The organism is Paraburkholderia youngii (assembly GCF_013366925.1).
Classification (GTDB): Bacteria; Pseudomonadota; Gammaproteobacteria; order Burkholderiales; family Burkholderiaceae; genus Paraburkholderia; species Paraburkholderia youngii.
Genome location: NZ_JAALDK010000001.1, coordinates 3,830,654 through 3,842,578, shown reverse-complemented (window position 1 = coordinate 3,842,578; position 11,925 = coordinate 3,830,654). Strand labels below are relative to the sequence as shown.

Here is an 11,925-nt window from a genome sequence, read left to right as displayed (position 1 = left end):
TTTTCACGAGCCGAACAGTTCAGCATTGCCTTCGCCGAGCGCGGGCGCGGCCTGGCGAGGTTTTAGCAGGTGCCCGTTGAAGCGCGCCGGGTAGCGGATTGCCCGGACCGCACCCGCGGGCGTCTCCAGTTCCGAATACAACTGGTTATGCCGCACCTGCGGGTCGTTCAGATGCGCATCGGGTGCATTGACGGGACCGGCCGGCACATCGAGTTCGCGAAAGCGCGCGAGCCAATGCGCGGTCGTCTTCTCTTTGAGCGGCGCCGCGATGCGCTCAAAAAAGGCATGTGTCATGTCGCGTTTACTGGTGATCTTCTTCAGCTCGTCTTTCCATTCGGGATGCCCGACGGCTTCGAGCGTCCGGCTCAACTGCTTTCCTGACACGGGCGAGATCACCAGATACCCGTCACTCGTCGCAAGCACGGGCTGCGGCGCAAGCGTTTCGGACGATGTGTCGTCGACGAAAGCGCGGTTGTGGAACATATCCGGAAAGTTGTAGTAGGACAGCATGTCGAGCATCGACGTCTCGAGGTGAATCGCCTTCTGAGCACGATCGCGCGCGATCAATCCCGAGAGCGCCATCTGCGCGGCGAAGATCGCGGCGACCTTGTCAGCGACGAAAGTGTTCGTCGCGCGCGGCCTGCCGCCCGCGGCTTCGTAGCTGAGCAGGCCGGTGCGACCCTGAATCAGCGCGTCGAAGGCCGGCTCCGCTGCGAGGTCACCATCCGCGCCGTATCCGGTGATCGAAAGCTGAACGATGCGCGGATTCAGCGCGCTCACCGCCTCGAAGCTCAGGCCGAGCGACGCCGACACATGCGGACGCCAGTTCTCGATGTACAGGTCCGCGTCACGCAAAAGCGTCTTGAATCTTGCGAGATCTTCGGCGGCCTTGAGGTCGAGCGTGACACTACGCTTGCCGCGATTCGAGTTGGTCCAGACCGTGCCCACACCCTTCCAGCCGTGGCCGAAGTTGCGATAGGGATCGCCCGTTGGCGGCTCAACCTTGATGACTTCGGCGCCGAGGTCGGACAGCATCTGCGCGCAGAACGGGCCTGAGATATAGCTGCATGCCTCGACGACTTTCACGCCCGCGAGCGGGCGTCTGAAGTCGTTGTCATCTTGCGTCGCGGCCGTCGTTGATGCGTGTGTCATGCGTGTTGCTCCTGTGTGTTGATTACATGCGCCGCCGTGACGGCACGCAGTTGAGCCATCGCGAGCACCGCGTCGAGAACGGGGGTGGCCACGTCTTTGAGATCGCGCAGCGCGCGAATCGAGCGGCTCAGCGGTTCGAGTTCGAGCGGACGGCCCGCCTCGAGATCCTGCAGCATCGACATTTTGTGGTTCGATGCACTGACCGTCAGCGCGATACGCCTGTCGGGGGCCGGCCCGATCGCAAGCCCCAGTTGCGCGGCCATGGCATCAGCTTCGGTCATCATCGTGCGCACGATGTTCAGCACGCCGCCCGCCTCGGCCATCTCTCCCAATGTGCCCTGCGTGAGCAGCGCAACGGGATTGAACGCGAGACTGTTGACGAACTTCATCCAGATCGCGGAGCGGATGTCCTTGTTTACCTTCGAATCGATTCCGCTCGCGCATAGCAGTTCGCTCAACGCGCGAACACGAGGCGAGTCGCTGCCGTCGAGCTCACCGATCGGACAGCCGGCCTTCGCACCGTCCTGCACGATGACGCCTGGCGCGCTCGCATGTGCGCCGATCCAGTAGACGCAGCCCAACACCTGCTTCGGCGGAATCGCGCGCCATTGACGCCCCTCGCGGTCGAGCGCGGGGAGTTGCCGGCCATCGAAAGGTCCGGGAAACGCGTGAAAGAAATAGTAGGGAATGCCTGTGGTCGGCGGCAGCACCGCGGTATCGGGGCCGATCGCCGGCGCGATCTGTTCGAGAGCCCCGTCGACCTGGTGCGCCTTGAGCGTGATGAACACGTAGTCCTGCACGCCCAGCTCGCGTGTGTCGGCGGTGGCGCGCACGGGCACCGTGAACGCCTCGCTCGCGGTTCTGACGCGAAGCCCGTGGCTGCGGATGGCGTCGAGCGTCCTGCCCCTCGCGACGACACTTACCTCGCAGCGTCCGGCGCGCGCGAGATGCGCCGCCACATAGCCGCCGATTGCCCCGCCACCGAAAATGCATACCCTCAGCATAGTGCGCTCTCTTGCGAATCGGATGAACCGCGTCTTGCATCGCTTCAGAGAGAAGCGACCGCAGACGCCTGCGATGAGCACAAGATACGGGCGACCAATGCAAGAGGGGAAATACTAAAAAACGATGATTCAAGCAGATCGGCGTATAGCTGAGAAAGCCCGCTATTGCGCGGGCTGTTCACTTCGTCTTGCGCGCCTGAAGGCCGCGGGCGCGACACCCACGGCACGGCTGAAAGCCGTACTAAAAGCGCTGTCCGAATAATAGCCGATGGACAGTGCGATATCGATCATCGAACGCTCGCTGTTGATTAGCGCATCCTTGGCCAACGCGATGCGCCAGTTCGACAGATACGTCGCGGGCGCAACGCCGACACGTTCGGCGAAACGCCGCGCAAATGCGGCGCGCGACATTCCGACCTCCTTTGCAAGCGTGCCGACGGTCCAGTGACGCGCCACATCCGAGTGCATCCTCTGCAGCGCGAGGTGGATGTTTGGATCTGCCATTCCGCTGAACCAGCCCGCCTCGCGCGAGTCGATCCTCGTCAGCGGACGGCGCCACACTTCGACCAGCATGATCTCGACGAGGCGGCTCATCACAAGATCGTGCCCCGGCAGACCCGAGCCCGACTCTTCTCCGATCAGCGCGATGAGGCGCGAGAGTCGCCCCGCCTCCTCATCCGACGAACGGATGTGCAGGAAGTCCGGCAACATCCCGGAGAACAGCGCGGTATGCTCGGGGCCGATTTCGAAGTAGCCGCCAACGATACGCACTTTGTCGCCGCCAAGCCCGTCGTCCCAGCGCACATATTGGTCGCTAGCGACGTGTGTTTCCATCGCATGCAGGGTCTCGATGGCGTCGGGATCGCTGACGAGGCAGTAGCGGGCCGTCGCGCGCATCAGTAGATAGTCGCCCTGCCGTAGCAGGAGTGGCTGGCCGTGGCGCGGCACGTACCAGCATTGTCCCGTGACGACGAGGAAGAACACGGGTATATCCCGGCACGGCACGCTCATACCCCATCGACCCTGCACGTCGACCGTTCTCCAACTGATCGCCTGGGGTCGCATAAGTCGAATGATATCGGTCAGGATGTCCATGTTGAGACGATAGATAAACTTTCATAGACAGGCTGTTATAGATTAACTCATTTAGTTGCGTTAAGTTTTTTCTCAACGACCGGCGCACGCTTTCAGCGAACGAGACGCCGGCAAAGAAGCCCCAATCCGGGCGAGAACAGAACGGAGACACGCAATGAAGCTCAAGGATCGAGTCGTCGTGGTCACAGGCGCGGCGCAGGGAATGGGCCGCGCAATCGCGATCGAGGCAGCGCTCCAGGGTGCCGCATGGGTCACGCTCGCGGACCTGCAGGAGGACCGCGGCACGACGGCCGCGCACGAGGTCGAAGAGGCCGGCGCGAAAGCCTGCTTTATCCGCACGGATCTGTCAGACACGGACGCGATCCGCCACATGATCGACGAGACCGCGCGCCTCGCGGGTGGCATCGACGTCCTCGTCAACAACGCCGGCGTCACCGACGACGGACTGACCGGCCGCGCCCCGACGATCGAAGACCTGCCCGAAGCCGTATGGGACACGGTCATGAACGTGAATCTCAAGGCGATGTGGCTTGCGAGCAAGTTTGCCGCGCCGTGGCTGCGGAAATCCACCAAGGGTCCCGCCATCGTTAATGGCGCGTCCGTCGCCGGCAGCGTCGCCTATCCGGGTTTGCCCGCGTATGCGGCGAGCAAAGGCGGCGTCGTGATGCTGACCAAGGCGATCGCACTCGATCTCGCCGACGCCGGCATTCGCTGCAACGCCTACGCGCCAGGGGCGATCGACACGCCGATGCTGTCCCGCAGCGTCGAGCACGCGCAGGACCGCGAGAAGGCCCGCGCGCGTCTGTGGGGCACACATCTGCTCAAACGTCTGGGACGTCCCGATGAAGTCGCGAAGCTAGTGTGCTTCCTCGCGTCCGACGAAGCGTCGTTCTCGACAGGCGGCACCTTCAGCGTCGACGCCGGCACGCTCGCATGGCGCGGCGTCCACTGAACGCGAACGCGGTGACCCGATGCGAGCGACGAACAGGCGCGGCGAAACATCGACGTTCGCGCGTCGCCTGACGCACGCGCTCACCCTCGCCCTGTATATGACCGACCCGATCCGCCAAGGCACCGACGAGCGCCTGGTCGCCCGATATCTCGGCGAGCTGGAATCGAATCTGCGTGGACCGATCGTCGCGATCGCATACGCGCGAACAGCAAGGAAGGAACGCTGACATGAACATGCGCCAACTCCAGTATTTCCTCGCCGTGGCCGCCGAGCTGAACTTCACGCGCGCTTCCGAGCGCGTGAACATCGCCCAGCCCGCGTTGAGCGCACAGATCATCGCTCTTGAAGACGAACTGGGCACACCGCTTTTCACGCGCGAGAAACGCAAAGTATTGCTCACGCCGGCTGGGGAAATTCTCGTCGAGCACGCGCAGCGCGTGCTCAACACGGCGTCGGCGGCCATCGCGGCGGTGCGTGCATCGGGCCGCGGGGCGCGCGCGCATCTGATCGTCGGCTCGATCTACACGGCGATCTACTGCTTTCTGCCGAACACGCTGCGGATCTTCAACACGCTCGCACCGAACTCGGACGTGAGCCTGCAGGAAATGACCATATCTCAGCAGATCGCGGGCCTCAAGGAAGGCCTGATCGAAGTCGGGCTTGTGCGCGGCCATGTATTCGATCACAACATCGTGACCGAGCTGCTCTATCGCGAGTTGCTTGTGGTGGCCGTGCCCGCCGGAAGCGAATATGACGTTGCCGGACCCGTCAATCTGCGCGATCTCGCGAAGTGGCCGCTCATCGCCGTCGCGCGTGGCACGGCGACGGAGCGCGGTTACGGCGACAAGATTCTCGACATCTTTGAGGACGCGAACCTCAAGCCCAACATCGCAAAAGAGGCCTACGACATGCATACGTCCGCGTGTCTCGTCGCGGCAGGTGTGGGCGTTGCGGTCGTCCCCGCCATCATGCAACTGATGCAGCCGCACGGCGTCGCCTATCGGCCGCTCGCCGTCGAAACCGCGGGCGTCTCGCTGTCGCTCGCCTGGCACAAGGATCGCGTGCCCCCCCTTCTCAACGCATGGCGCGAGGCCGCGCGCGCGAACGCGGCGCAACTGATCGCGCGCCATCCACAGTACTTCATCGATACATCGTCGCCAAGTCTCGTCGAAGCTGCCGCGGCCTGACGCGCTCAGCGCGGCGTGTCGCCCTCCTGCTGCAACCAGGCCTCTATCTCTTCGCTGTGCTCGCCGAGACAGGGGGCTGCGTGCATCTCGGCCGGCCGAGTGTCGTGAAAGCGCACCGGCAGGCGCATCTGCAACGTGCCACCCTCCGACGGATGTGTTCTTTGCTCAAAGAAGCCCACCGACATCAGATGAGGATCCGCGAGTACACCTTCGAGATCCCGGACCTCTGACGCGGGGATATCGCATTCGGCAAAGAGCACGAGCCAGTGGCGCAACGGCTTGTCCGCCACGATGCGGGCCATTTCCGCGTGCATTCGGTCGAGCGCGAGGAAGCGCTCGCGCGCCGTGCATAGCTTTTCCTGTTCGAGGAAGTCCGCATGCCCCGTCACGCCGAAGAAGCGCACCCAGCGCTCGTCCGTGTAAGGCGCGACTGCGATATAGCCGTCGAGACACTTCAGCGGCTGGCGCAGCGGATCGAGCTGGCGCGGGTAGCCAGCGGCATCGGTCGGCGGAATGAACGCACGGCCATAGAGATGCTCCTGCAACAGGAAATGCGTAAAGCTCTCGAACATGGGCACCTCGACGGCCTGCCCGTGCCCGGTCCGCTCCCGATGCAGCAATGCGCCGAGCACGGCGTACGTCGCATGCAGGCCGGCGACCTTGTCGGCCATCGCCATCGGGAGATAGCGCGGCGCGGGGTTGCCGTCGGCGCGCGGAAGAAGGCTTGCCGCCCCCGATGCAGCCTGGATGATGTCGTCGTACGCGGGCCGGCCTGAGTACGGACCGCCTTCACCGAAGCCCGTGCAATGCACATAGACGAGACGAGGATGCAGGGTGCGGATCGCATCATAGCCCAGGCCGAGCCGCTCGATCGCCTCCCGCCGCAGGTTATGAATGAACACGTCGCAGCGGGCAAGCAGACGCAACAGCGATGCCTTCCCGCGCGGCGTCTTCAGGTCCCATACGACGGAGCGTTTGCCGCGATTGAGCGTCATGTGCGCCGGTCCCATGCCGCGCGTCTTCGCGGGCCGCCCGACGCGCCTGATCTCGTCGCCGCCGAGTGGCTCGACCTTGATGACATCCGCGCCCATTTCGGCAAGTGTCGCCGTGCAATACGGGCCGAAGATCACCGACGTCATGTCGAGAATGCGGATGCCGTCGAGAATGGGCGATGCAGCCATGAATGTCTTTCTCCGCAACGGATTTCAGACCGCTTCCTCAAGCGTCAGCAACAGCTTCAGATCGAACGAAGGATCCGCGGCCTGCTCGCGCGTCGGACTGATACGCCTTTGCAACAACCGCCGCGCGGCCATATGTTCGGCGGGTCGGTTGCACGATTCGACGCCGGTCAGCCGGTGATGCCGGTAGCGGAACACCGAAAACGCGCCGGACTCGGGATCGCCGCGCACGACGCTGCTGTCAAGCCTGCGTGCGACGCCCGCTATCTGCAGCCGCGCGCCGCCTTGATCGCTCCAGAAGACAGGCGTCTGGTTGTAGGGCGCCGCATCGCCGAGCAGAGCGCGCGCCACATGGCGCGCCTGATCGACCGCGTTCTGCACCGATTCGAGGCGCAGCAGATCGCCGCCGTCGAACGCGTATGGAAACGCCGCGCAATCGCCGATGGCGGAGATCGCCGGATCCGATGTGCGCAGGCGCTCATCGACGATGACGCCGTTGAACCCTGACAGGCCGCACGCGGCCGCGAGTTCGCTGTTCGGCACTACGCCGGCGGCCACGAGCACGAGATCGGCGTCGAGCCGCGTGCCGTCCGCCAGTTCGACAGCGCAGACTTGATCATCGCGGCAGCGGATGCGCTCAACGCGCGCATTGAAGAAAAAGCGCACGCCCGACGCCTGATGATGCGCGCCGTACGCAGCCGACATTTCCGCGGAAATCGCGCGCTTCATCACGCGATCCACGGATTCGACGACATGCACGTCGCAGCCGCGCGCCGCCGCGATGCTCGCGACCTCCAGGCCGAGAAATCCCGCGCCGATCACGACGACGCGCCGCGCATCGCCGAGGCGCGCTTTGAGCAGTTGCGCATCGCACACCGAGCGCAGCGACACGACGCCGTGCGCCGGTTGTATCGCAAATGGTAGGGAGCGGTTGCGCGATCCCGTCGCGAGGACGAGATGATCGTAGGGCACGATGCGCCCTGACAGCAACGAAAGCCTCTGACGCCGGCGATCGATCGAGCCGACGCGCTCGCCGGCCAGCAGCTCGATGCGCGCATTGTCGAACCAGTGGGATTCCTCGAGACTCAGTTCGTCCGCCGCGACATCACCGGTCAGGAAGCTCTTGGACAATGGCGGCCTTTGATACGGCAGCCCCGTTTCGTCGCCGATGAGCCGGATCGCGCCTTCGTACCCTTCGTCGCGCAAGGAGGCCGCGGTCTGCAGCCCGGCCTGCCCCGCGCCGACGATCACCACCGATTCGGGCCGCGCGTTCACTGCCCGCTCTCCTGCGTGTCTGCATCGTCGGTCAACTTCTCGACCTTGATCGCCTTTGACGGGCATTTGCGTGCCGCGCCGAGCACCTTTTCATAGAGTGCCTCGTCCGGTTCTGTCTGCAACAGCTTCACGACACCGTCCTCGTCGCGCTGGTCGAACACCTCGGCAGTCGACAGCACGCAAAGTCCCGCGCCGACACACACGTCCTGATCCACTGCGACGCGCAGTTTGAAGTTTCCGTTTGCCATGCCCTACTCTCCTTCATCGCTACAATGAGCGCGCTCCAGTTGATTACCAGGTAACCGGCAAGGCTTCGAGGCCTTGCACGAAATGATCGCCCTTGCCCTTGATCTCTTCGAGCGGCACGGCAAAGCGCAAGCTCGGCATGCGTTCGAAGAGCGTCGCGAACACGACCTGCAACTCGACGCGCGCAAGGGGCTGGCCTAGACACTGGTGAATGCCGTAGCTGAACGCGACGTGATGATCGGCCTTGCGCGTGATGTCGAAGCGATCCGGCTGCTCGAACGCCGTGGCGTCGTGATTCGCACCGGAAATCAGCGCGATTACGCCCTCGCCCTTGCGGATCATCTGCCCCGCCACTTCGACGTCTTCCGTTGCGACCCGGAACGCGTTGTAGTGAACGATAGTATGAAAGCGCAGCATTTCCTCGACCGCATTGCGCAGCAGCGAAGGATTCTCACGCAGCAAGCGCAGCTGGTCTGGGTTGGTGAGGAAGCTGAACACGCCGAGCGCCATCTGGTTCGCGGTCGTTTCGTGGCCGGCCATCAGCAGCAGCTCAGCCATGATCACCAGTTCGCGATGGGTCAGATGCCCCGGCCGCACCTGCTCGACGATGAGCCGGCTCAGCAGGTCCGTGCGGTTTTCCGCATCTTTCGCACGCTCGGTGATTAGCCGGTCGAGATACGCGAGGATGCGGTCTGACGCCGCCTTCGGAATCGACGGATCGACGTCGAGCAGCACCTTGAGCCGACTTTGTTCCTGAAAGAAGCCATGATCGCTCGCGGGTACATCGAGCAGGCCGGCGATTACTTCCGACGTCAGCGGCAGGAAGAGGTCTTCGACCAGATTAGCGGGCGGTCCCTTTTCGAGCAGTTCATCAATGAGTCGATTAAAAATCGAATCGATGCGCGGACGAAGCTCGCTTACCCGTTTGATCATGAATTCTTTCGTCAGCATGCGCCGATAGTGGCCGTGCTGCGGCGGGTCCATGCGAATGAACGCGGGCTCCAGATCGAGGACGGCATTGCGCGCGGGCGAGAGGCTCGGGAAGCCGCTTACATGCGGATCGCCGCTGAAGCGGTTATCGCCGAGCACGGCGCGCACATCGTGGTAACGCGTGAACAGCCAGGCGTCCCGGCCATCCCACATCTGCACCTTTACCGGTCCCGGCTGCTGCTGAAAATCACGGTACTCTGCGGGCGGAACGAAAGGACGTTGCCGTGGCATGGGGAACGCCGGCTTGCTGAAAGGACATCCAGACATCGCGCCTCCCGTCAGATCAATTGAATGCTTGAGTTCATGTCGGCAAGCCGTTTACAGACCGCCATTGACGTCGAGTGTTGCGCCGGTGACGTAGCGAGCGTCGTCACTCACGAGAAAGCCAACGGCCGACGCGATCTCTTCCGGTTCCGCGGCGCGCTGCAGGCCTGAGCCCGCGATGAGTTTGTCACGGATCTCCTTGGGCACCTTTTCGCCCATTGCGGTGTTGATGGTCCCCGGCGAGACGGCCGTGACGCGAATGCCATGCGGGCCAAGGGGTTTTGCGAGGCTCTTCGTCAGGTTGATGACCGCCGCCTTCGAACCGCCGTAGTCGGTCACGCCGCTGCCCGCCGTCGCCACGATCGACGCGAGATTCACGATCACGCCGCCGCCGCCCGCCTTCACGAGACGCTTCGCCACTTCCTGGCTCAGAAAGAACGGCGCGCGTGCGTTGACGCCGTACGTGAAGTCGTAGTCGGCAGGAGAAATGTCGAAGAATGTTTTGCCGTGCCAGACGCCCGCATTGTTGATGAGCACGCGGATCGTGCCGTGCTCCGCGTCGATCGCTTCCACGGCCGCGCGAATCTGTTCGATATCTGTGACGTCGCACTTGTGGTAGGCGTACTCGCCCTTGCCCGACTCGGCGATGTCGAGTCCGACGACCTTGTAGCCGCGCTCACTCAAGTTCTTGCAAATGGCTTGTCCCGTCAGGCCGTTCGAGCCCGTAACAACTGCAACGCTAGTCGTCATGTGTCACCTCTTCTCACGATATGGTCTTGAACCCGGATCATCTTCATGCACGCTCCACGTCGAGCGGCTCAGGCTCAAGATTCGCCCGGCTCGCGATGCAGGTCCAATACTGTTTTGCGAGAAAGTGAGACCGATTTCCTATCGTTGCCGCTTCGTGACGGCGCGCATCAGCGCTGAATGACGATGCCTGCGCGTTCGCGATCCCAACAGTCGTCGGTGACGCCTTCCGCGCGCAGCCGATACTTCTCGACGCGCTGGCTCGGCGTTTTCGGCAGGCTGTCGCGAAACGCGACATAACGGGGAATGGCGAAATACGCGAGACGCGGCTCGCACCAGCGAATCAGCTCCGCTTCCGTGAGTCGCTCGCCGTGTCTGAGCACGATGACCACCTTCACGTCGTCTTCGCCCATCTCGGCTGGTACGCCCACCACGCATGATTCGAGCACCGCCGGATGTGCCCCGATGACGGCTTCAACCTCGAACGACGAGATGTTTTCACCGCGCCTTCGTAGCGCCTGCTTCTTTCTGTCGACGAAGTGGAAATAACCGTCATCGTCCTGTCGCGCGAGGTCGCCCGTGTGAATCCATAGATTCCGGAACAGATCGAGCGTCGCGGCGGGGTCCTTGTAATAGCCGCTCGTGCCGAGAAACGGGCGTTGCGGTCTCACGATCAATTCGCCGGTCGTGCCGCGTTCTACTTCATTGTCCAAATCATCCACGATACGTACGTCGTAGCCCGTGATCGCCCTTCCACACGCGCCCGCGCGGCGGTCGTCGTACGGATTCACCAGACAGCTGCTGCATTCGGTCATGCCGTACAGTTCAAGCAAGCGCGTGTTGAAGCGCGCCTCGAAAGCATGCCAAAGATGCGGCGGCGCGGCGGCACCCACCATCAAGCGAAGCGGATTGTCGGCATCGAGCGGCGATGGCGCCTGCTTCATCAGGATCGACAGCATCCCGCCGATGAATTTCGCCGACGTGCAATTCCACCGGCGGCAATCGTCGAGCATGCGGCTCGCCGAGAAGCGATCGACGAACACCGCCTGCGCATCGGCAAGGATTGCGGGACCGGTCGTCCCGTGCGCGCTCGTGTGAAAGAACGGCAGGCCGGTGTAGAGAACGTCTTCGTCTGTATAGCGCGAGTACTTCACCGCCTGCGACCAGATTTCGTACCAATAGTGATGGCTGATCAGCACGCCCTTCGAGCGCCCCGTCGTGCCGGATGTGTACGAGATGGTCGATAACTGCCTGAAGTCCACCGCAACGCCGGGCGCGGTCTCCGCGCGGGACATTAGTTCGTCGAAGTGCAGCGCTTCGCGCCCAGGCCAGTCTGCGAGATGCGGCGTCATGCCCGCATCCACGACAATCGTGTGGTTCAGCTTCGGCAGCCGGTCCGCGATCGCGCCTAGCGTCCCGGCGTAGGCGGGCTCGGCGACGAGCGCAACGCAATCTGCATGATCGATCTGATACGCGAGGCCTTCGCCTTTCAGCGCGACGTTGATCGGCACGCAAACCGCACCAATTCTATTAAGCCCGAACCACGCGAACAGGAACTCGACGCGGTTCGAAAGCATCAGCGCGACATTGTCGCCAGGCTCGATGCCGAGCGCGCGAAAGCCATTCGCCGCGCGATTCGACGATGCGTTCAGCTCGTCGAACGTAACGGTCCGGTCGCGAAACCGGAACACTTCATGATGCGGATATCGCCGCGCCTTGTCCTCGATGATATGGCCGATCACGCGCTCGGTCTGCGCATATTCGTGCATCCTCCATTCGGCCCATCTCCGCGCAGCGCGTTCGAACTTGTCATCCCACTGACCCATCGTGTCGCT

At 63.2% G+C, this 11,925-nt stretch carries 12 protein-coding genes; 3 read left to right on the top strand and 9 right to left on the bottom strand.

Annotated elements, in window-relative coordinates; all coding sequences use genetic code 11:
* Positions 1-3 precede the first annotated feature (3 nt).
* From G5S42_RS17740 to G5S42_RS17730, 3 genes are all read right to left on the bottom strand, one after another.
* Positions 4-1,152 carry a CaiB/BaiF CoA transferase family protein gene (locus G5S42_RS17740; RefSeq protein ID WP_176107963.1) on the bottom strand — a complete coding sequence of 383 codons (1,149 nt, stop codon included), beginning with the start codon at positions 1,150-1,152 and terminating at the stop codon, positions 4-6.
* The gene (locus G5S42_RS17735; RefSeq protein ID WP_176107961.1) at positions 1,149-2,156 is read right to left on the bottom strand and encodes a ketopantoate reductase family protein; all 1,008 of its coding nucleotides are present in this window, start codon (positions 2,154-2,156) and stop codon (positions 1,149-1,151) included. Before G5S42_RS17735 ends, G5S42_RS17740 begins: the two co-directional genes overlap by 4 nt.
* A 162-nt stretch (positions 2,157-2,318) precedes the next feature.
* On the bottom strand, positions 2,319-3,251 hold the full coding sequence (locus tag G5S42_RS17730; protein WP_176107960.1) for an AraC family transcriptional regulator: 933 nt from the start codon (positions 3,249-3,251) through the stop codon (positions 2,319-2,321).
* Positions 3,252-3,405: 154 nt separating this feature from the next.
* Here G5S42_RS17730 and G5S42_RS17725 point away from each other — a divergent pair, with 154 nt between their 5' ends.
* The 3 genes from G5S42_RS17725 to G5S42_RS17715 are packed head-to-tail and all read left to right on the top strand — an operon-like array spanning position 3,406 to position 5,390.
* Positions 3,406-4,203, top strand: a complete 798-nt coding sequence (locus tag G5S42_RS17725; RefSeq protein WP_176107958.1) for an SDR family NAD(P)-dependent oxidoreductase — start codon at positions 3,406-3,408, stop codon at positions 4,201-4,203.
* 19 nt (positions 4,204-4,222) lie between these two features.
* A complete protein-coding gene (locus tag G5S42_RS17720) occupies positions 4,223-4,429 on the top strand; it encodes a hypothetical protein (RefSeq protein WP_176107956.1) in 207 nt (68 codons plus the stop codon).
* Position 4,430: 1 nt separating this feature from the next.
* On the top strand, positions 4,431-5,390 hold the full coding sequence (locus G5S42_RS17715) for a LysR substrate-binding domain-containing protein (RefSeq protein WP_176107954.1): 960 nt from the start codon (positions 4,431-4,433) through the stop codon (positions 5,388-5,390).
* 5 nt (positions 5,391-5,395) lie between these two features.
* Here the strand turns inward: G5S42_RS17715 and G5S42_RS17710 are convergent, their stop codons facing one another.
* The 6 genes from G5S42_RS17710 to G5S42_RS17685 form a co-directional block, all read right to left on the bottom strand.
* The gene (locus G5S42_RS17710) at positions 5,396-6,571 is read right to left on the bottom strand and encodes a CaiB/BaiF CoA transferase family protein (protein WP_176107952.1); all 1,176 of its coding nucleotides are present in this window, start codon (positions 6,569-6,571) and stop codon (positions 5,396-5,398) included.
* 24 nt (positions 6,572-6,595) lie between these two features.
* Complete coding sequence (locus G5S42_RS17705) at positions 6,596-7,843, bottom strand: NAD(P)/FAD-dependent oxidoreductase (protein WP_176107950.1); 1,248 nt, start codon at positions 7,841-7,843, stop codon at positions 6,596-6,598.
* Entirely contained in the window at positions 7,840-8,091 is a 252-nt protein-coding gene (locus tag G5S42_RS17700; RefSeq protein WP_176107949.1) for a ferredoxin, read from the bottom strand. Before G5S42_RS17700 ends, G5S42_RS17705 begins: the two co-directional genes overlap by 4 nt.
* Positions 8,092-8,134: 43 nt before the next feature.
* The gene (locus G5S42_RS17695; protein WP_246392026.1) at positions 8,135-9,310 is read right to left on the bottom strand and encodes a cytochrome P450; all 1,176 of its coding nucleotides are present in this window, start codon (positions 9,308-9,310) and stop codon (positions 8,135-8,137) included.
* 87 nt (positions 9,311-9,397) lie between these two features.
* Complete coding sequence (locus tag G5S42_RS17690; protein WP_176107946.1) at positions 9,398-10,093, bottom strand: SDR family NAD(P)-dependent oxidoreductase; 696 nt, start codon at positions 10,091-10,093, stop codon at positions 9,398-9,400.
* Positions 10,094-10,260: 167 nt separating this feature from the next.
* Complete coding sequence (locus tag G5S42_RS17685; protein ID WP_176110557.1) at positions 10,261-11,916, bottom strand: ATP-dependent acyl-CoA ligase; 1,656 nt, start codon at positions 11,914-11,916, stop codon at positions 10,261-10,263.
* Positions 11,917-11,925: the final 9 nt, after the last annotated feature.